This window comes from Veillonella sp. VA141 (assembly GCF_003992175.1).
Classification (GTDB): domain Bacteria; phylum Bacillota; class Negativicutes; order Veillonellales; family Veillonellaceae; genus F0422.
In genome coordinates this window covers 41,920-63,105 of sequence record NZ_RQVM01000006.1, presented here as the reverse complement: position 1 = coordinate 63,105, position 21,186 = coordinate 41,920, and the positions used below count along the sequence as shown (strand labels likewise).

Below are 21,186 nucleotides of genomic sequence, written 5' to 3'. Positions count from 1 at the left end.
TACCATAACATAGTAATTATATGTATAAACCCTAATTCTGTCAATATAAACCTTGTTTTTAATAGCATATATATAAACGATATGTAATATTGTTGTAATAGATATCTATATACATCTATAAATATCTCATATCTTTTATGATACTCTTTATTTCCTTATGCTAAATTCTTTACTTTCATTATAACTTTTATAGTAATAAGTAAAGATTTTTGGGAAGAACTATAGAAAAGTAAAAATGAATCCCAGAGAATGCATAGTAAAGCAAAAAAGTTTTTGGTATAATAATGATATACACCAACGAAGGGTTATAAACAAGTATTTTTATTTTTCACATGTTATCCACTGACTTATTCACATTATTGTGGATAGAAACAATTCTACTTATTATCTTGTTTATGAACTCTTTTTCTTTGTCTAATTTTTAGTTATCCACATTATGATGATGTGGACAAATAATTCTTATACACATGCAGGAAGGTTTATTATGAGTGACTTAGATCTTTACTCCCTATGGGACCAAGTGATGCAAAAAACAAAAACGAAAATGCCCCAGCAAATGTGGGATTCCTTGGTTGTTAATTCATTGATGCCCTATTCTATGACATCTACTATTTTGACCTTATTTGTTATGGATCCTAGCAAGCTAAAATATATTCAAACCCCATTAGTCCATAACCAAATCGTAGAGGCAGCAAAAAGTTTACTCCCTACTTTGCAGACCATCGACTATTTAACAGATACGGCAACGGTAAATGCATCTCCTGCGGAACAGATAAGTACACCTCCTACAGAGATTCCCCCTATGCCGCCTATCGATATGCCTTCTATTGAAGATACAACAATGGAAAGCTCTCCATCTCCTATCATCCCTCCTCCTTGGGATGCAGAAGAGTATAATGAAGTATTACCAGAAGGAGTAAGCCGTCCTAGTTATGATTCTCCTGTCATCATTCAAAGAAATACTTCTCCTTCACAAGGCATTCAAAGACCAGTCCCTGCCGATTTATTTGCTTCTAAAACAACCTCTCCTATACCACCAGCACCACCTGTACAAAGAAACATGAGTAGTTCTTCAAAATCACATCTAAATCGTGCTTTTACTTTTGATAATTACATCGAATCTAATTCTAACCGTATGGCTTTCAGTGCTGCGAAAGCAGTAGCTGAAAATCCAGGACTTCGTTACAATCCACTATATATTCACGGTCAATCTGGTCTTGGTAAAACCCATTTAATGCATGCTATTGGCAATGAAATTTTAGCCCTCAATCCATCTGCTAAAATTATGTCTATTACCAGTGAAGATTTTATGAATAGTTTCATTGAATCATTACGGACAAAAACACCGGATCAATTCCGTCGTAACTTCCGAGATATCGATGTACTCATCATTGACGATGTACAATTCTTAGAAGAAAAAAATAAGAAAACGACGCAAGAAGAGTTTTTTAATACCTTCAATCATTTATTGAGTCACAATAAAGCGGTTATCCTGTCTAGCGATAAACCACCAAAAGATTATAAAGAAATGGAAGAACGCTTAATCACACGATTCAACAGTGGTCTTACTGTAGAAATTGAAGCACCAAATCCTGAGATGATTGAAGCCATCATCCATGAGGAAATCGATCATCGTCGTAGTGAATACCCAACCTTATATGTTCCAAAAGAGGTTATCCACCTATTTGCACAGTATTTTAATAAGCGAAATATTCGTGAACTAAAAGGCGCCTTTGAAACATTAATTACACAAGCGGCTATTACAAATCGATTAGAAACAATTGATGTAGAATTTACAAATAAGGCAATTAAAGACTTTATCATCCATACAGAAAAAATTGTATTATCCATTAAGTATATTCAAGAATTTATAGCAGATTACTTTAAAATCAAGCTAGAACATTTAGTAAGTCAAAAACGAAATAAGCAATATGCTCATCCACGCCAAATTGCTATGTATTTAGCTCGTGAATTAATCAATGAAAGTTACCCTCAAATTTCCTTTGCTTTTGGTAAAAAAGACCATACTACCGCATTACATGCATATGAAAAAATTTCTAGAGAAATAGAAAAAGACCAAGATTTACGACATACTATCGATCGCATTCGCAAAGAATTAGAAGAAACAAAGTAATATTAAATTTGTGTATAAGTATGTGTTTAACTTGTTTACATTTTGTGATTATATTGTTAACAAACATACACTTACACACAAGGTATTTATAGACCTGTTACTATGTGGATATATAAAATTTTCTAATCCCAATGTTGTAAACATGTGTAAAACATTGAAATTTATAAGTTTTATGGACCTATCCACTTATACACGCGTCCTACTACTACGTCTACTACTTTAAATAAAAAAAACTTTAACATAGTTATATTAGTCATAAGGAGTTAATAATGAAACTTCAATTTAACAAACATGAATTAGTGAAAGCCATGTCACTATTCCAACGTGTAGCAAGTAATAAAACAAGCTCTAATTTACCAGGATCTATTTACATTTCTACAAAAGATAACTACGTAGAATTACAAGCTAACGATTTTGAAATTGGAATGAGATCCCAAGTAGATGCTACTATTCTTGAACCTGGTACTATTGTAGTAGGTTCTAAATACTTTCAAGAAATTCTAAAAAAATTACCAGGTGAACAAGTAGAATTATATAAGCCAGACAATTCTAATCAATTACAGATTAAATCTGATCATTCTGAATTTAAACTTGTGACTATGCAAGTAGAAGATTTTTCCTTGGTGGAACAAATCCAAGATGATAATAGTATTATGATTGATGGAGAACAGCTAAAACAATTAATCGACTTAACTGTATATGCTACTTCTACGGATACAGATCGGCCTATCTTCTGTGGTACCTTAGTGGAAATTGAAGGCAATGAGCTTACTATGGTAGGCACTGATACACATCGTATGGCTGTTAAAAAAGTAACCTTAGATGCAGCTCTTGAAAACCCAATGCGTATTGTTATTCCAAAACGCACTGTAGAAGAAGTATCCAGAGTATTACCATCGGATCAACCTGTTATGGTTAAATTAATTTGGAATAGAAATCAAGTAGCTATTGTATTTGATACTGTATATATTATTTCAAGATTAATTGAAGGTACATATCCTGATTATAAACGTGTTATTCCTGCTAAATTCGATGCTAGTGCTATTTTAAATCGTCGTGAATTTGCTAGTTCCTTAGATCGTGTCTATTTTATGGCGAAAGATATGAGTTATTCTGCCATTCGCTATGACTGGGAAGAGAATCAAGTTACATTAAGTTCTCAAAGTGCTGATATTGGTATGGTAAAAGATATTGTTTTATGTACCTTTGAAGGAAATCCTTTCACGATTAATTTTAATGGTAAATATATAGATGAATTATTGAAACATAGCACAGGTGAAAGAATTCATATGTACTTACAAGAACAAGGGGCTATGGTAATTCGTCAAGATAATAATGACCATTACACATATGTGGTAACACCAGTTCATACACATAATTAAGAGAAAAGAGGTAATTATGAATCAAGAAACTGTATCCATTCATACAGAGTATATTCAATTAGATCAACTGTTAAAATATGCCAATGTATTATCAACAGGTGGTCAAGTTAAAGTGTTATTAGAAGAAAATAAAATCACTTTAAATGATGTAGTAGTTACAGAAAAACGTAAAAAAATCTATCCTAATGATGTAGTAACCATTGCTAATGAAATAAGAATTACTGTGGTGAAGGAGGCTTAATTGTGTATGTGACTGAATTGGAACTCATACATGTTCGCAATCATCGTCATAAAACTATTACTTTCACACCAGAAATCATTGTCATCCATGGTCCTAATGGAAAAGGGAAAACAAATATCCTAGAATCTGCTTATATTGCCACGATGGGACATAGTCATCGTACATCGGATATGAAAGATGTCATTTCTTGGAATGAGGATGAGGCTAGTATTATCGTTCACTTTATGAAAGCTGATACACCTCATACGTTGCAGATTAAATGGGGGCGTCAAGGAAAAAAAGTCATTCGTTTGCATGATAATCCTTTATCGCAAAAAGAATTAGTAGGCACTTTGAATACAGTCATTTTTTCTCCAGAAGATTTAGATTTAATTAAGGGAACTCCTTCCTTACGTCGTCGTTTTTTAAATATGGAAATTAGTCAGACTAGTCCTCAATATTATCATCAGCTTACGATGTATCAGCGAGCTGTACAACAGAGAAATCGTATACTTAAAGAATATAGTCATACGAGTAAGGTACCAGTACAAGATTGGGATGAACAAATAGCTACATTAGGCTCACAAATTATTCAAAAACGATTGGAAAGTTTAAAAAAATTAAATCAATTAATGGATTTAATGAATCGGAAACTAACCAATGGTAAAGAAGATTTGCGATTGCAATATACTCAACCTTATAGTGAGAAACAACTATTAGTAACAAAAGATGCTTTATTACAGGCTTTACAAGAAAATTTATCAGAGGATCGGCGACGGTTACAAACATCAGTGGGACCTCATCGTGATGATATTATCTTTTATTCAGGTTCTATGGATTTAAAACGATTTGGATCACAAGGACAACAACGGACAGCAATTTTATCAGTTAAGTTAAGTGAATTAGAATATATTAAATCGGAAGTAGGAGAATATCCTATTTTACTATTAGATGATGTACTCAGTGAATTAGATCAGGAACGTCGATCTAATTTAATCAAATTCATTCATAAACGTGTACAGACAATTATTACTACTACTGATACAACAGATACAATGGACTTAGACAAGGTGCAGTATATAGACTTGACGGAGGAAATGATACATGGAGAGTAATCTAGAATCTTTTACAGGAGTAATGGATCTTCGTGATGCTATGTTACAAGAACTAGGCATTTATGAAATGTATCGACTTATGAAACTCTATCATGATTGGGAATCTGTCGTAGGACCTATGGTGAATGGACAAGCAAAATTAGTGCACATAAAGCCACCTGTTATCGTAGTTGAAATTGGTCATACTGTATGGATGCAAGAGATGACTATGCGCAAACCACAGTTATTAGAAGCATTGTGTGAGTATTATGGAGAATCTATTATTACAGATATCAAAGTACAGCTCCCACGACGTGCTTTACAAGATCAGCTTGTATCAGGGGATGCCTTAGATATGACACCTGTTTATGAGGAAATCATAGACTTTCAACAAATTGTATTGCCCTCTGAGATTGTGCAAAGTATAGAAGATTCTGTTCGTGTAATTCGCCATGAGGAACTTCGACAAAAAGTATTACAAACACGCATGGAGCAAGCGAAGAAAGAATTTGTACTACAGCAAGAGCATTTTCATCAATGTCCTACCTGTGGTCGTTGGCAATCGGAAGGTTCTGCGAAGGTATGCCCTCAGTGTGAATATAAAAAGTATAGACATATCATTCGTACGGTAAAAGGTTTATTGAAGGATTATCCTCATTATAAGTATGACCAAATGAAAGCAATTGCTCCTTGGTGCACCTATGAATGGTATGAAGTGGCAAAAGAAGAAAGTATTTATTATTATTTAACTCGCTTGTTCCAAGGATCTACGGATGCGAATGATATGTATTGGGCTACTATGTTAATTACATCGAAATCGCAAGAAGAATTGTCTTATGAACAAGTTGTAAATATTACAAATAAGTATCGTTGGAATGAAACAGATAAAATGCAAGTGAAATAAAGGCTTAGACTTTCACAGAGATAGTAAAGTATTGTATAATAGAATGTATTATATAGAATATGGTGACCAGTATGGGATGTCATTATATAAATAGTAGGAGGATGTCAGATGGCAGAACAAACAAATTATGATGCCGGTAATATACAGGTCCTCGAAGGCTTAGAAGCCGTTCGTATGCGACCTGGTATGTATATTGGTAGCACATCTGCCCGTGGATTACATCACTTGGTGTATGAAGTTGTAGATAATAGTGTGGATGAGGCCCTAGCGGGGTATGCAACGCATATTGAAGTGACCATTTGTGAAGATAATAGTATTGAAGTTATTGACGATGGTCGTGGGATTCCGACAGGAATGCATGAAACAGGTATGCCTGCGGTAGAACTAGTATTATCCAAACTTCATGCAGGTGGTAAATTTGGCGGTGGTGGATACAAAGTGTCCGGTGGTCTTCATGGGGTAGGTATTTCCGTAGTAAATGCTTTAAGTGAGTGGACTATTGTCGATGTATACCAACATGGAAAAATTCAAGAAATTTCCTTTGAACGTGGTAATAAAACGTCTGATTTGAAAGAAATCGGTACGACGGATTGCACAGGTACGACAGTACGATTTAAACCAGATGCACAAATTTTTGAAACCACCATCTTTGAGTTTGATGTATTAAAAACTCGCTTACAAGAGTTGGCGTTCTTGAATAAAGGTTTACGTATTACTTTGTCTGATAAACGTGGAGAAGGTCGCAGTGAAAGTTTCCATTATGAAGGTGGCTTAGTACAATTCATTGAATATTTAAATGAAGCGAAAGAAGCTATCACACCAAGTGTTATTTCCATCGATAATACTCGTGACGATGTGGTAGTAGACGTGGCATTACAATATAACGATAGTTATAGCGAAACGATTTTGTCCTTCGTTAATAATATCAACACCATTGATGGTGGTACGCACTTGAGCGGTTTCCGTACAGCCTTAACACGTACCTTAAACGATTATGGTCGCAAGGCTGGCATTTTGAAAGAAAATGAAAGCAACTTGACTGGGGAAGACGTGCGTGAAGGCTTGACAGCTGTGGTGAGCGTAAAAGTATTGGAACCACAATTTGAAGGCCAAACAAAAGGTAAACTAGGCAATAGCGAAGTCAAAGGGATTACAGATACTATCGTGTCTGATGGATTGCGTGTCTTCTTAGAGGAGCATCCAGCAGAAGCGAAGAAAATTATCGAAAAAGCAACCAATGCGAGTCGTGCTCGTGAAGCAGCCCGTAAAGCTCGTGAATTGACACGCCGTAAAAATGCGTTAGAAGTGAGCTCCTTACCTGGTAAATTGGCAGATTGTTCTGAAAAAGATACAACTATGACAGAGATTTACCTTGTCGAAGGTGATTCTGCGGGTGGTACCGCAAAACAAGGTCGTGATCGCCGTTACCAAGCAATTTTACCATTGCGCGGTAAAATTCTAAATGTAGAAAAAGCTCGTCTCGATAAAATATTAGCTAATGCAGAAATTCGTTCTATGATTACTGCTTTTGGTACAGGTATCGGACAAGACTTTGATATTACGAAGAGCCGTTACAATAAAATCATCATTATGACAGATGCGGACGTGGACGGCGCACACATTCGTACTTTATTATTGACATTCTTCTATCGCTATATGCGACCATTGATTGAAGAAGGTCATGTATTTATTGCACAACCACCGTTGTACCAAATTAAAAAAGGTCAAAAACAATGGTATGCCTACAGTGACCAAGAACTTTCAGATAGATTGGATGAAATTGGCCGTGAAGGCATTACGATCCAACGATATAAAGGTCTTGGTGAAATGAATGCAGAACAATTATGGGATACAACTATGAACCCTGAACATAGAACCATCCTACAAGTCAGCATGGAAGACAGTATTGCAGCAGACAAGATATTTAGCGTTTTGATGGGGGATAAGGTAGAGCCTCGTCGAAAATTTATCGAAGATAATGCAGAATATGTACGAAATCTTGACTTATAAGGAGAAGTCTCATGGAAAATAACAAATTAAAAAGAAGTTTGAAATCCCGCCACATGAATATGATTGCCTTAGGCGGTGCTATTGGTACAGGTTTATTCGTAGCCGGTGGTGAAGTAGTGAGTACAGCAGGTCCTGGTGGCGCGTTAATTGCTTATAGCTTCATCGGTATCATGGTATATTTCTTGATGACTAGTTTAGGGGAAATGACTACGTATTTGCCAGTATCTGGTTCTTTTGGTACTCATGCCTCTCGCTATGTAGATAAAGCTTTGGGCTTTGCCTTAGGTTGGAACTTTTGGTTTAACTGGGCTATTACATTAGCAGCGGAATTGGTAGCCAGTGCATTCATCATGAAATACTGGTTCCCTGATGTGCCAGCTATTGTTTGGTCTGCTTTGTTCTTATTGATTCTGTTTGTGTTGAATTATTTATCAGCTCGTTCTTTTGGTGAAAGTGAATATCTATTCTCTAGCATCAAGGTTATTACTGTTATTGTATTCTTATTATTAGGATCTTTATTGATTCTTGGGGTTGGTACTGAATCTCCAGGATTCCATAACTGGACTATCGAAGAGGCTCCATTTGTAGGGGGATTCTCCTCTATCTTAGCTATCTTTATGATTGCTGGTTTCTCTTTCCAAGGGGTAGAATTAATCGGTACTGCTGCTGGTGAGTCTGAGGATCCAGAAAAAAATATTCCTAAAGCTATTAACTCTATTTTCTGGCGTATTTTACTGTTCTATATTGGTTCTTTCACAGTCATCGGTTTTTTAATCCCTTACAATGATCCAAATTTATTGAACAGTTCTGTAGAAAATGTGTCCATTAGTCCATTTACATTGGTATTTGACCGTTTTGGATTTGACTGGGCGGCACATTTCATCAATGCTATTTTGTTGATCGCTGTATTATCGGCTGGTAACTCTGGTTTATTCTCCTCTACACGTATGTTATACGCATTATCTAAATCAGGAGATGCACCAAAATTATTTAGTTCTATTAACCGACGTGGTGTGCCAATTCCAGCATTGTTAGCAACAGCAGCCTTTGGTTTGTTTGCTTTCTTAACATCTTTAATTGGGGAAGGTCAAGCCTATACTTGGTTGATTAATATCAGTGGTATGAGTGGATTCATCACATGGGTAGGGATTGCGATTGCACATTATCGTTTCCGACGTGCTTATGTGGCACAAGGTCATGATGTATCCAAATTGCCTTACAAAGCATCTTGGTTCCCATTTGGTCCATTGTTTGCCTTGGCATTGTGTTTGATCATTATTGCTGGTCAAAACTATACAGCCTTCATGGGTGAAAGTATTGACTGGTACGGAGTATCCGTTGCTTATATTGGTCTTCCAGTATTCTTCGCTGTATACTTATGGTATAAAGCAAAACATAAAACAAAAGTAGTTCCTCTAAAAGAAGTGGATTTATCTCGCGATTTTGAGGACTAATAGAAACAGCCTACGGGAAGAAGTTCCCATGGGCTGTTTTTCTGTTCATTAATTTTATAATTAAAATAGGATACTACAGGAAATAGGTTAAAAAATAATCTTTTATTAACCTATTATATATTATATAAATATATAAGTATTCTAGAATTTGATAGTATAGTAAAAGTGGCACTAAGTTATTTGTATCCATGTACATATTTTGAATATATATGTATTTAATCATTTATATAAAATTATTGTCAGTATTTTATAAAATTTGATAATCTAGTAATACTAATGATACACGATGAAAGAAAGGATGGTATATATGGAACCTAAACCAACAAAAAATACAATAACATCTGCCTTTCGATATGCCTTTCCTAAAACAACGCCTATTTTATTCGGATTTTTATTTTTAGGTGTATCCTATGGTATTTATATGTATTCTATGGGATTTTCTTGGGGCTATACACTAGCATTGAGTGCTCTCATTTATGCAGGATCTATGGAATTTGTAACAGTAGCTATGTTACTATCTCCTTTCGATCCAGTAGGTGCTTTTTTAATTACACTCATGGTCAATGGGCGTCATATATTTTATGGAATTTCTATGTTAACTATATATAGACATATGGGATGGCTAACACCATATCTCATATTTGGAATGACGGATGAAAGTTTTTCCATTAACTATACATCACAAATTCCTGCTGAAATTTCCAAGAAATGGTGTTATTTTTTTGTAACTTTATTGAATCAGTTATATTGGGTTGTGGGTTCTGTCATAGGTAATCTTTTTGCATCTGTATTATCTTTTAATACAAAAGGACTAGAATTTGTACTGACTGCACTCTTTATTGTATTGGCTTTGGAGCAATATAAAATGCAACGAAATTTGATTAGCTCTGGCATAGGATTAGTGATTCCTGGCGTTGCCTTGATTGTCTTTGGCAGTGAACACTTTATGATTCCTGCTATGATTGGAATCGTAGTCATATTAAGTCTGTTACGTAGAACAATGGAGGGAGAGCAATGACTTTCACGGAACAAATCATAACCATTGCCATTGTTGTGCTAGGCACTATGGCAACACGGTTTTTACCATTTGTCATATTTAATTCGAAAACGAAAACACCTGCTTATGTGCAGTATTTAGGGAAAGTATTGCCGTCGGCAACGATGAGTTTGTTAGTAGTATTTTCCTTACGACATGTAGATTTATCTGGCGTATATCATGGTATGCCGGACATAATCGCAGTAGCTGTGACAGTATTACTACACCTATGGAAAGGAAATATGTTCCTATCCATTGGGGGTGGAACAATTCTGTATATGGTACTGATTCAACAAGTATTTATATAGTGTTATATGGAAGTATTCTAAATATGATATAATACGAATAATAAGGTTTAAATCATATCAATATGAGAATAAAGGAGACACCTATGATTATTACAACAACGATGCAAATTGAAGGACAACCAATTAAAGAATATAAAGGAATCGTCTTTGGAGAAGTTGTAGAAGGTCGTAACTTTGTGAAAGACTTTTTCTCTTCTATTCGAGATGTTGTAGGGGGTCGTAGTAATAGTTATGAATCATCTTTATCTAGCGCTCGTGAGGCATCTTTAAAAGAAATGAGTAAACGTGCGAAAGATATGGGAGCTAATGCGATCGTAGGTGTATCTGTGAGTTATGAAACATTAGGTGAAACGAATGGTATGCTCATGGTAACATGCACAGGAACAGCGGTTGTTATTTAGTATGTATTAGAGTTACTTTTACAAATAGCAAACAAGTATTATATAAGAATGCAGAAGTATTTCAATATATTTTTAAGTATTGAAATATAATTTAGTAAAAATAGACAGTAAGTATTGTACTAGAATACATAACTATTTAAAGTTAGTAGATGATTAGTTAGATACATATAGTATAGTTTTATAGATAGGAATCGATAAGGAGAGATAGAATCAGTGGGCAGTGACATAGGTATAGAAATTTTAATTGTAGTCATACTCATCATTTTAAATGGTTTATTTTCCATGACGGAATTAGCCATTATTAATGCTCGTAAAGGATTATTAGAAGAAAAGTCAGAAGCCGGTAATCGTGGAGCTCGCATGGCCATCGAGCTAGCGGAAGATCCGAATGAAATGTTTTCCACTATACAAATTGGTATTACTTTAATTAGTATCGTCACTGGTTTGTATTCAGGGGCTACTTTTTCCGATCCTATGGCGACCTATATCAAAGAACATATCTTGTGGTTAGCTGATTATGCCGATACGATAAGCCCTATTTTCATCGTATCTTTAACAACCTATTTATCCTTAGTCATAGGGGAATTAGTACCAAAACGGTTGGCATACAATTCTCCAGAATCCATTGCCATCATGATGGCAATCCCTATGAAATACTTTGCCACCATCACAAAACCATTTGTGGCACTTCTCAGTATGTCTACAACGGTGCTACTGAAAGTATTAGGCGTTAAACACAAGGAAGAAGCACCGGTAACGGAATCGGAAATTAATAAAATGCTTGTACAAGGTGTGGAACTAGGCGCTTATGAAGAGGAAGAGCCAGTGTTAGTAGAAAATATTTTCCGCTTAGCTGACCTCGATGCCAGCGATATTATGACACCTCGTACGCAGTTGACGTGGATTGATATTAACGCTAGTGATGAGGACATCCTAGAAACCATTATGGAATGCAACGAACATCGTATTCCAGTAGGTGATGATTCCTTAGATGAGTTGAAAGGCTTAGTCTCTTCTGTAGATGTGTTGGCACAACAGATGAAAGAAAGTCATCGTCCGATGAAAGATATTCTAGCTTATTGCATGCGTAAACCAGTGCTCGTACCAGAATCCTTGTCCTTAATGAAAGTATTATCTACTTTCAGAGAAGAAGGTACTCATGAAGCCATTGTGCTAGACGAATATGGTGGTATGAGTGGGATGATTACATTCCACGATATTATGGAAGAAATCGTGGGATTGATGCCATCTGGGGAAGAGGAAAAGAAAGAAGAAGAAAATCGCATCGTCCAACGAGAAGATGGTACGTATCTTGTGGATGGTCTTATCAGCATTGAAGAACTGAAAGAATACTTTGAAGTGGATGAATTATTACCAGGTGAAGAAGAGGATCTGTATAAAACATTAGGGGGATTCGTGACCTACTTAATCGGTCGTATTCCTAAAGAAGCTAATCGCTGTCACTATGGGCCATTGCAATTTGAGGTCATGGATATGGATAACACGCGGGTGGATAAAGTAATGGTGACACGGAAAGTAGTAATGGAGAGTAGTCCTGAATAATGTAAAAACTATCTATATTGCCACCATTTGGAAAGATACGATATAATAGGAACAGAATACATCAAAGTATGAGTATAGTATACATCGTAACTTATGTTAGTCATGAAAGAGGGTACACCATGGAATGGGTATATTTAGCAATTCATTATGGAGATAATGAACGCGGTCATATTGCGTATAACAAAGAAACAAAAGAATGCCAAGTGGTATTAGACGATGCAGCTTGGAAAGAAAAAGTAGAATCTTACTTGCAAGCAGAACAAATAGTAATGCATGCTACAGGATTGAATACATATGATGAATTAACAGTACAACCGTTGGATTCCTACGACAATTTAAAATTAGCATTAACTCGTATGTGGAATAAAAATGGTGTACAAGTTGACTGGGGCATTCCAGTAGAAGTGGATGGCCAATTATATTTTGCTGAATAAGCAAGATCATATGGTGGATACTCAGTACTTGTAAGGTACGATGCGGTGCATAGTACCGATGAAAGTGTGATTGTAAGAGAATAGCTAATACAGAAGATATACGAAAGCCTATAGAACAGTTGAAAGTTGTTCTATAGGCTTATTGTGTTTATGATGAAGGTATAGGAACTGCATCGTTAGTAAAGTATCTAGAACATCTAGTAGATCTATTAAATCTATTAATTGTGTATATGTATCGAAGACTTAAAAAGAAAATTAAATACTTTTATCGTACATATGGAGCAGTTATCCACCTGATTGTGGATAACTTAGTGCATAACTATGGGTATAGGTTGTGAATAGCTTGTTAATACCTTGTGTATTTAGTGTTAATAACTCTATAGTTATCCACATTTTATACACAAAAAGTGAATAACCCTTGTACTATAAGGCTTTATTGAATCGTATTAGCTAAGAAAGAATGTTCTGTATTGTGGATATGCACATATAATATAAATCAAATCTTATTTTTAGATTTTGTAAGAGTATAATACATTTGTGACAAAAAAATAAGAAGGCTCTCTGTTATAATGAAAGTTGCTAAACCGAATCATTATTTCAAAGGAGAGACCTTCTTATGTCATCTATTATAACTGAAGAATTACGCTTTCGTAAACTAGTTTGTGAATATGCCATAAAACACAAAAATAATGCTGAAGCAGCTAGACGGTATCATACAAGTAGACAACAAGTACAACGCTGGGTAAAGCGCTATGATGGAACTATTGAATCTTTGCGGTTAAAGAGTCGTAGACCTCATTCTCATCCAAATCAACATACAGAAGAAGAGTTGTCCTTAATTAAGCGCGTATACTCAAAGTTTAAACATGAAGGGTTGGCACAAGTATATACGGAAGCTAAAAAACGAGGCTATACTCGATCCTATGGATCAATGTGTTGTCAAATTCGACGGAATATACCTAAAGTTAAAGTGAAAAAACAATATTATAAAAGTAATTGGAAGCCTGATGTAGTTACATACCTAGGTGAAAAAGTACAGGTGGATATAAAATATGTTCCACAAGAGTGTCTATTGTTTCCAACTGATGGTATTAAATATTACCAGATTACTGCTATTGATGAATATTCTAGAAAGCGTATATTATCTATTGTAGATGAAAAGAGTGTAACTAATACGAGTAGATTCTTAGTAGATTTAGAGGCTCGTATGGGCTTTAAAATACGTACGATACAGACAGATAATGGATGAGAATTTACGAATTATGGTCTTAAGGAACGAGAGTGATTATTTGATCGAGTATTACGTAAATTAGGGATAAAACATAAGTTAATACGACCATTTTCCCCATGGCAAAATGGAAAGGTAGAGCGAAGCCATAAGGTTGATGGAGAGAGATTCTATACCAGAAAGTTTAGAAGCCTTAATGCTCTTTTAAGGCTCATCAACGATATGCAAGTAGATATAATAACATAGCACAGAAAGTGTTGGGATTTAAATCACCCAATGAATATATGGCAGAGTACTTCTTAAATAAATCTTTAGAAGGTTGTGTCACAAATATTTGACTACTATAGAATAAATCAAATCTTATTTTTAGATTTCATATTGCTAGGTATAGTACAGTTAGACTATAATATACATATACATGCGTTCATAGCTCAGTAGGATAGAGCGACAGTTTCCTAAACTGCAGGTCGGGGGTTCAATTCCCTCTGGGCGCACCATTTCTACTTACTGATTAACAGATTGTAACGCATTGTAACAACAATTTGCCCCTTTATTGCCCCTTTTATATGAGGGTTGAAAAAAGCGCCACTGCACATGATGCGGTGGCTCATTTTTTATTTATTTGATAGTACTTTACCCATATTAGTAATTGCTGCATTTACCTCCTGTTTCATTTCATCTGTTACATGAGTGTAAATTGCAAGTGTAGTACGTGGCTCATTGTGGTCAACACGTTCCATAATTGCTTTAAGAGGAACATTAGATTCAGCAAGAATAGAAATATGAGTATGTCTAAAGGTATGGGTGCTTACTGGTTTAGGAAACCCAAGTTTTTTTATAGTACGATTTACATAATTTAGATCATATGGCAAGCCACCATCCGTAACAAAGATATAACCGAGGTCAGCAAATTTAGATTTCCATAGTCGCCTTACTTGATTGGCGGTTATAAAATGATTAATAATCTGTACGGCCCTTGCATCCAATTTTACTTTACGGATAGAATGAATATTCTTTGGTGGAAGGCGCATAGTAGGGTCAGGAAAGCTACCATGATTAGATAAAGTTGCATTTACATCTATTTCTGCATTTTCTCTATCATAATCTTGAGTGCGCAATGCTACCATTTCACCAAATCTAAGACCAATTAAAGATTGAAACTCACATAATAGGGATACATGATGATTAATAGCATCTAATTGTGATAGCAAATCTTTTAGCTCATCTTTGGTTAGGAATTTAGAACGTTGTTTCTTGATGCGGTCTACATTAGCTACTGGCTTTTGTAATTCGATATTATCTAAGAATGAAATATCACGAATATATTCTATGCGCCTTGCATATTTTAATGATTGTCTAATAAGACTAAGGGCCAGTTTTATATAGTTGTAGGAATATTGGCAAGCGAATTTATCAAACGTACTTTGGATAATGTATGGTGAAAGTTTAGAGAGTAATATATCAGCAGGAAACCATTTCATAATCTGTTTGTGCAGATTATCCATACTATATTGTGTAGATGATTTTCTAAAGGCACGTTTAGATTCTAAATATTCAGATACAACATCATTCAATGTCATATCTTTGGCAATATCTGTATTAGTGGCCAAATCAATTTTATTTTGTAATTCAGCTTGTGCGATTTTGTAAGCTCGCCTACTATTACTATTTAATTTAACAGATATTTTTTTTGTTTTACTGCTATACGAATCTATATAACGTTCTTGAAATTTATACTTAGTAATACCTGCTTTGGTAGTTACAGTTTCACACTATATAAATACCTCCTAGGCTAAAAAATGGTATAGTAAATAAGCCTTAGAGGTATGTTATAATGTAAATATGCGGTGTCTCTAAGGCATCTATCCTCTATCTAGTAGTAGCTAGATGGAGGATTTTTTATTTTGTCTAATATTTTTATATATATTGGACTATTAAAAAATATAGTCCAATATAATGAGATATATTGGACTATAAAAATATATAGTCTAAAAAAGATTAAAATATTAGACTTAACTATCTATAATACTTAATAATTTTGGACAAACAAATGTTCTGTTTTTAGCTTTATCTGAACTAATTAAAATATCTTGATCTACCATTTTATTTAAAAGTGTAAATACAGTTTGCTTACTAGCATTGATTTCTTCGATAAGTTGTTTACTTGTAAATATAGGATGCTGGAAAATAAAGTCTAAAATTGGGATAAAGTAATATGATTTTATAGAATCTCCTAAAGATTTAAATTGCTCATATAAAGATAAGATATTTAAAGCTTTTTTTGTATTGTTATGAGATTCAGTAATTATGCCATTTAGGAAGAAATAAATCCAAGATACCCAATTATTATTTTTAGAAATATTTGCTAAATTATGAATGTATTCATCACGATTCCGTTCGAAGTAAGAACTCATATAGAATATAGGAGATGGAATTATTCCACGGTAATAAAAGAATAAAGGAATTAGTAATCTGCCTATACGACCATTCCCATCTTCAAATGGATGAATCATTTCAAATTGTGCATGAATAATAGCAGCTTGAATTAATGGATTTATCTCATCATAGTGTAAATACGTTTCTAGATTAGACATATAAGAATCTGTTAGTTGAGGGGAAACTGGGGTATAAGAAATAAAATCATAGCCACCAATATAGTTCTGTAACTTTTTAAAATCCCCTGGATGTTTAGTAGAACCACGAACATTATCTAGGAGAATGGCATGCATTTCTTTAATAATTTTTATTGTTAATGGTTCTTTACTATTAGGATTTGACAATTGATTATATGGTGAAATAGTATCTAATGCATGTTTTAATGCAGAACGATAATTGAGGATTTCTTTTAACTCATCATCCTGAATATCAGTTTGGTTACCAGCTTCATGATTAAGAATATCTTCAAGCGTTGCGTGAGTACCTTCTAGTTTAGAAGATAATACAGCCTCTTGTGTAGTAATAGGTGATAAAAGCAAAACAGGATTAGGCGTATTCACTAAAAAGCCTTTATATTCACCTAGAGCCATATTTGCTTCTGAAGATAATTTAATTAACTCAGGAGTGAGTAAATTAAATGTATCAAAAGGTAAACGTTGAGGTTCGTGTGGTGGAGGTGCAGACCTACGTAATTCTGCAAGCCTTTCATCAGTAATATTAGACATAAAAGTTATCTCCTAAAAAATAAGAAAAACTAAGTAAACAGTAATTATTACAAAACATGATGATAAAAATCAATAGTTTCTAACATATCATCTGTAAGTTCTTTTCACCTTACCATATATTCAATAAGATTAAGATGTTGATTTATATGGAAATCATCATTAATGATATGCAGCAATTCATGTCTAATTTCATTACGCATATCTTCAATAGACATATTTTTACGGATATAAATATTGTGAACACCTTCATCTTCCCCAGTAGATGAAATAGCTTTCACAGATGGAATATCACACTCAATAATATTAACAATCAAAATAATATCCCCTCATAATAAATTATTTATGTTTCAGATTGAGAAGTTCAATATATTCTACTGCTTTTGCCATATTCTCCTTTGAAGTTTCACGTGATGCGGAGAATAAAATACGCATTTCTGGGCGAGTACGAAGCATTTCAGCATATTCTGCAGTTTCAGAATCAAGGTAGTAACCTTGTGGCGTATCATCTTTATCCCAACCGATTAACCATTCTGGCTTTACTTCTAATATGGGAGCTAATCTATTAATAAAATCAATAGAAACACTAGCGATTTTACCAGATTCATATCTTTGCATATTACTTTCACTAATACCTAATCTTGCTCCTAGGTCAGCTAATGTTATGCCTTTTTGTTTTCTAATAGCTTTTATTCTTTCTCCTATTTCTTTGTTTATTGTATTTCTTTCATCGGTACTCATAATATGCCTCCAAATAAGAATCGCCCTTACAAAAATATATTATAATAAACTTGAATAAAATTCAAGAAAAATTATAAAACTTTTATAAAATCTTGCATAGAATGGTTGACAGGTTTTTCTAATAGGCTTATCATGTAATCAGAAACTTGCATGTAGGGCAAGAAAAGTGAGGTGAAAAGATGAAACTAGAAAAACTGAAAGGATTGTCAGTAGAACATAAGAAAACATATGCAGATTTAGCAGAGTTATTAGGTGTATCTATTACAACTATTAACAGTAAAATGAATGGGAAAACACAGTTTGATGTAGTAGAGGCTACAATGATTAGTGATTGTCTTGGGTTAGACTACTCTAGTAGAGTAGATATTTTTTTACACAATAACTTGCATAATATACAAGTTATAAATTAGAAGAGATGAAATAAAATTAAAAACTCATTACAAACACATATGGAAAATAAGTCAGTAGAGGGAGAGCAAAGAAATATCAATAGTGTAAAAGAATACACATTAAAAATCAAAATAGATACAACTGAATTAGATGAAGCAATCAACAAGCTTAAGAAGATGAATAAGTTAGTAGAGAAAATAAAAGCACACCAAATTGTATGGTGTGTTTTTAAGAAGATTATTAAAAACCAAGTTTTTGACTTACATATTGTTCTGCAGCAGTATCAACTATTTCTTCCCAAGATGTAAAGCTTGAATGCTGTGAAACATAGATATCCCAATCATTATCTGGAATATCTTCAAACGATTGAGTGAAACCGCTAGCTGATAAGAACTCACCAAAAGAACTGTAGTCAGTGTGTTTAAACATAAAGTCACTAGTAAAGAGTTCATCAAAACTAAGACTATCAGTTTTACTCATTTTAGAAAGATTATCTTCCATTTTGGAAAGATGGGCCTTTAGTTCATCAAATCCATTAATTTCAAATTCCACGTAATTACCTACTTTCAAGCTAATTATAGCACTAAGAGAGGAAATAAAAGGGGGAGTATAAATGAATAAAAAAGAAGAGCCACATAATGCGGCTCTTATAAAAGGTATTGCTATAAAGTTTGCATTTCTTCTTATGAAGGTGATGGCAACTCTAATTGTTTTAGCAATCACAAATAAACTTGCTATTATGGCTGGGAGTTTAGATAAGTCAATAATGTTTTTATGTGGCTATATATTCGGGCAATACATGATGAAGGATTGGAATGAGATCATACCCAAAGAATTTCAAAAGGAGTATGGACCAATAGATTAGTTGAAAGAAAAGATTAACTAATTTCATTGCTTTTAATTCTGAATTAAGACCTAAAAAAGTAGTCAATCGCTTTGGCAACCAAACAAAGGATTCAATCCAATAAATAGGGTTAATACATTGCCGTACTTGAAATTTATAATATCCTATTGCCTCTTCCATTGTTTGTAAAATTGCTGAAGCAAAATCTTCTCGTCTAGATGGGAATTGGTCCATAACATAAGCCTGACCATTAGCGATTTGTCCGTAACCAAGTGGTTGACTATAAGCAATCATTTTGGGTGGGACAACAGCAACTAAGCTTAATATTTCGGATTTGTAATGATGAATATTAAACGTTATTTTAGATTTAGCAAGCCATTCAACATATAAATTACATATTTTGTTAGTTCTATACCACTTATAAAGGTTAGTTAATAAAACAATACAAATTATGCCAAAAAATATAAGGATACATGACACTAAATCAAAACTCATATAATCACCTCTTTTCACAGGATGTGCAAAAATACGTTATCAAATTAAAATCACGTAATTGAGCGATACCAGAGGATTTCGCTAATTGAAGCATTGGGTTATTAGCTACATTTTGAGCTAATGCAAGAGCTCCTTGAATTGTTGATTGAGTTTCAAATACTTTTGCGAATGCGTTATTTTCTGATTCTTTAATCATAGAAATAACTTTATTTGTATTTTTAAGAATTTCTAATTGTGGTTGGACCACCAAGATGTTATCGAAAAGGCTTTTTATCCTTTACTTCTACTTGTTACCAAGTAGTTCAGCATATGTCATTATCCTATCAAAAAACATTATACATGAACAAATGATGAAAATAAAACAAAGAGGTGAAATCACATGAAAGAGAAAAAGTAAAATGCCCCAAATGTAATGTGGAAGTAATTGATGGAAACTTCTGCGAACATTGCGGGTGAAATTAAAAGAAGAATGTGATTGTTGGGTGTTAAAGAGAAAATACAATTGCAGTTCAGATACATGCAAAGGTTATAAATTGTTTAAAGGAATTAAGAAGGTTTAGTAAAGATGATTATCAAGATTGAATTAGATAAAGATTTAAAACTAATGAAGTAATTAGTATTAATGTAGTCAAGTCAAAAAATAAAGTTATTAAAGGCAAATTATTTGAAGTAGATAAAATCAGAAAAGGTGGAATTAATAAGAAAGGGCCAATCTCAAAATAGATCAGCGCTAATTATTAATTAATGGTGTAACGTTTCCAAGGAATTCGGCTTGGATGAATACTGCTTAAGAATTTTACTATGTCTTTACGCCCATAATATTGAGGTACACCATGAATATCTTGTTCCATTAGTACGGTGGGGATATTACCAAAGAAACGAGAAAAGTAAGAAAATGCATCTTTTTTCTGTAAAAAGTTTGCCAAGGTGCCACGTTTTACAACGGCAATTGCAAAAGTAACACCTTGTTCTTTTATTACAGCACCATCAAATGTAGTAGACATATAATTACCTCCTTTCAGAGTAATTATAGCACTAGGGAAAGCGATACAAAAGAGAAACAAATGGAAGAAATTAAAGAAAAATTACATCAAGTAATTTTAAAAAGATTAGACATGGCAATAAATGAAACAAATTATACAGATCCATATATTGTTTCATACATTGAATTATACGAAAGTTTAGAAGAAAAGAGTGTTCCACAACAAGCAGAACACTCTAAATAATTAATCTTTATTTAGTTGTTTGTGATATTCCTTTAGTGCTTCAACGATTGCAGCCGTAATAGCGCTAGGAACATTATTACCACTTTGGATTGTTAGTGTATGGGCACGAGCAATTGCATCGATTTTAGAAAAGTCAATTTCCATATACTTACCTTCTTATGAGA

The 21,186-nt window shown here is 33.9% G+C and carries 24 protein-coding genes and 1 tRNA gene; 17 read left to right on the top strand and 8 right to left on the bottom strand.

Annotated features, from left to right (window positions below; all coding sequences use genetic code 11):
* The first annotated feature begins 484 nt into the window (after positions 1-484).
* The 15 genes from dnaA to EO112_RS07010 all read left to right on the top strand — a co-directional run bounded on the left by dnaA (position 485) and on the right by EO112_RS07010 (position 14,665).
* Positions 485-2,134, top strand: coding sequence for a chromosomal replication initiator protein DnaA (dnaA, locus tag EO112_RS07075; RefSeq protein ID WP_164723967.1), 1,650 nt, complete (start codon positions 485-487; stop codon positions 2,132-2,134).
* 269 nt (positions 2,135-2,403) lie between these two features.
* Positions 2,404-3,516, top strand: coding sequence for a DNA polymerase III subunit beta (dnaN, locus tag EO112_RS07070; protein WP_062402241.1), 1,113 nt, complete (start codon positions 2,404-2,406; stop codon positions 3,514-3,516).
* A gap of 16 nt (positions 3,517-3,532) precedes the next feature.
* Positions 3,533-3,757, top strand: coding sequence for an RNA-binding S4 domain-containing protein (locus tag EO112_RS07065; RefSeq protein WP_126941295.1), 225 nt, complete (start codon positions 3,533-3,535; stop codon positions 3,755-3,757).
* Positions 3,758-3,759: 2 nt separating this feature from the next.
* Positions 3,760-4,851 (top strand): DNA replication/repair protein RecF, encoded by a 1,092-nt coding sequence (gene recF, locus EO112_RS07060; protein WP_009353960.1) that lies wholly within the window; start codon positions 3,760-3,762, stop codon positions 4,849-4,851.
* The gene (locus tag EO112_RS07055; protein WP_009353971.1) at positions 4,841-5,734 is read left to right on the top strand and encodes a DUF721 domain-containing protein; all 894 of its coding nucleotides are present in this window, start codon (positions 4,841-4,843) and stop codon (positions 5,732-5,734) included. The genes recF and EO112_RS07055 overlap by 11 nt, the downstream gene beginning before the upstream one ends.
* A 108-nt stretch (positions 5,735-5,842) precedes the next feature.
* Complete coding sequence (gyrB, locus tag EO112_RS07050) at positions 5,843-7,744, top strand: DNA topoisomerase (ATP-hydrolyzing) subunit B (protein ID WP_062402249.1); 1,902 nt, start codon at positions 5,843-5,845, stop codon at positions 7,742-7,744.
* 11 nt (positions 7,745-7,755) lie between these two features.
* Positions 7,756-9,198, top strand: a complete 1,443-nt coding sequence (locus EO112_RS07045; protein ID WP_126941290.1) for an amino acid permease — start codon at positions 7,756-7,758, stop codon at positions 9,196-9,198.
* A 307-nt stretch (positions 9,199-9,505) separates the two neighbouring features.
* Positions 9,506-10,216, top strand: a complete 711-nt coding sequence (locus EO112_RS07040; protein ID WP_127163642.1) for an AzlC family ABC transporter permease — start codon at positions 9,506-9,508, stop codon at positions 10,214-10,216.
* Positions 10,213-10,542, top strand: coding sequence for a branched-chain amino acid transporter permease (locus EO112_RS07035; RefSeq protein WP_062402260.1), 330 nt, complete (start codon positions 10,213-10,215; stop codon positions 10,540-10,542). The genes EO112_RS07040 and EO112_RS07035 overlap by 4 nt, the downstream gene beginning before the upstream one ends.
* A gap of 83 nt (positions 10,543-10,625) precedes the next feature.
* Positions 10,626-10,943: a YbjQ family protein gene (locus EO112_RS07030; protein WP_062402264.1), complete on the top strand. Its 318-nt coding sequence runs from the start codon at positions 10,626-10,628 to the stop codon at positions 10,941-10,943.
* A gap of 213 nt (positions 10,944-11,156) precedes the next feature.
* Positions 11,157-12,506 (top strand): hemolysin family protein, encoded by a 1,350-nt coding sequence (locus tag EO112_RS07025; protein ID WP_127163640.1) that lies wholly within the window; start codon positions 11,157-11,159, stop codon positions 12,504-12,506.
* A 119-nt stretch (positions 12,507-12,625) separates the two neighbouring features.
* The gene (locus EO112_RS07020; RefSeq protein WP_127163638.1) at positions 12,626-12,940 is read left to right on the top strand and encodes a hypothetical protein; all 315 of its coding nucleotides are present in this window, start codon (positions 12,626-12,628) and stop codon (positions 12,938-12,940) included.
* 616 nt (positions 12,941-13,556) lie between these two features.
* Entirely contained in the window at positions 13,557-14,189 is a 633-nt protein-coding gene (locus tag EO112_RS07015; protein ID WP_240629361.1) for a helix-turn-helix domain-containing protein, read from the top strand.
* Positions 14,190-14,255: 66 nt separating this feature from the next.
* Complete coding sequence (locus EO112_RS08385) at positions 14,256-14,414, top strand: hypothetical protein (protein WP_370106749.1); 159 nt, start codon at positions 14,256-14,258, stop codon at positions 14,412-14,414.
* Positions 14,415-14,588: 174 nt separating this feature from the next.
* Positions 14,589-14,665: transfer RNA gene (locus EO112_RS07010), tRNA-Arg, on the top strand.
* Positions 14,666-14,782: 117 nt separating this feature from the next.
* On the opposite strand, the gene EO112_RS07005 is transcribed toward EO112_RS07010, so the two are convergent.
* The 4 genes from EO112_RS07005 to EO112_RS06990 form a co-directional block, all read right to left on the bottom strand.
* Complete coding sequence (locus EO112_RS07005; protein ID WP_127163636.1) at positions 14,783-15,778, bottom strand: site-specific integrase; 996 nt, start codon at positions 15,776-15,778, stop codon at positions 14,783-14,785.
* Between the two features lie 402 nt (positions 15,779-16,180).
* The gene (locus EO112_RS07000; RefSeq protein ID WP_127163634.1) at positions 16,181-17,329 is read right to left on the bottom strand and encodes a Fic family protein; all 1,149 of its coding nucleotides are present in this window, start codon (positions 17,327-17,329) and stop codon (positions 16,181-16,183) included.
* A 104-nt stretch (positions 17,330-17,433) separates the two neighbouring features.
* A complete protein-coding gene (locus EO112_RS06995; RefSeq protein ID WP_240629360.1) occupies positions 17,434-17,643 on the bottom strand; it encodes an ImmA/IrrE family metallo-endopeptidase in 210 nt (69 codons plus the stop codon).
* A gap of 22 nt (positions 17,644-17,665) precedes the next feature.
* Positions 17,666-18,067, bottom strand: a complete 402-nt coding sequence (locus EO112_RS06990) for a helix-turn-helix domain-containing protein (protein ID WP_127163630.1) — start codon at positions 18,065-18,067, stop codon at positions 17,666-17,668.
* Between the two features lie 179 nt (positions 18,068-18,246).
* On the opposite strand from EO112_RS06990, the gene EO112_RS06985 reads away from it, so the two are divergent.
* A complete protein-coding gene (locus tag EO112_RS06985) occupies positions 18,247-18,477 on the top strand; it encodes a helix-turn-helix transcriptional regulator (RefSeq protein WP_127163628.1) in 231 nt (76 codons plus the stop codon).
* A gap of 220 nt (positions 18,478-18,697) precedes the next feature.
* Here EO112_RS06985 and EO112_RS06980 read toward each other — a convergent pair whose 3' ends face one another.
* From EO112_RS06980 to EO112_RS06965, 3 genes are all read right to left on the bottom strand, one after another.
* A complete protein-coding gene (locus tag EO112_RS06980; protein ID WP_127163626.1) occupies positions 18,698-19,180 on the bottom strand; it encodes a hypothetical protein in 483 nt (160 codons plus the stop codon).
* 49 nt (positions 19,181-19,229) lie between these two features.
* A complete protein-coding gene (locus EO112_RS06975) occupies positions 19,230-19,796 on the bottom strand; it encodes a hypothetical protein (RefSeq protein WP_127163624.1) in 567 nt (188 codons plus the stop codon).
* 737 nt (positions 19,797-20,533) lie between these two features.
* Positions 20,534-20,800, bottom strand: coding sequence for a hypothetical protein (locus EO112_RS06965; RefSeq protein ID WP_127163620.1), 267 nt, complete (start codon positions 20,798-20,800; stop codon positions 20,534-20,536).
* 60 nt (positions 20,801-20,860) lie between these two features.
* On the opposite strand from EO112_RS06965, the gene EO112_RS08295 reads away from it, so the two are divergent.
* On the top strand, positions 20,861-21,022 hold the full coding sequence (locus EO112_RS08295) for a hypothetical protein (RefSeq protein ID WP_164723966.1): 162 nt from the start codon (positions 20,861-20,863) through the stop codon (positions 21,020-21,022).
* Here EO112_RS08295 and EO112_RS08290 read toward each other — a convergent pair whose 3' ends face one another.
* Positions 21,023-21,166, bottom strand: a complete 144-nt coding sequence (locus tag EO112_RS08290; protein ID WP_164723965.1) for a hypothetical protein — start codon at positions 21,164-21,166, stop codon at positions 21,023-21,025.
* Between the last annotated feature and the right edge of the window lie 20 nt (positions 21,167-21,186).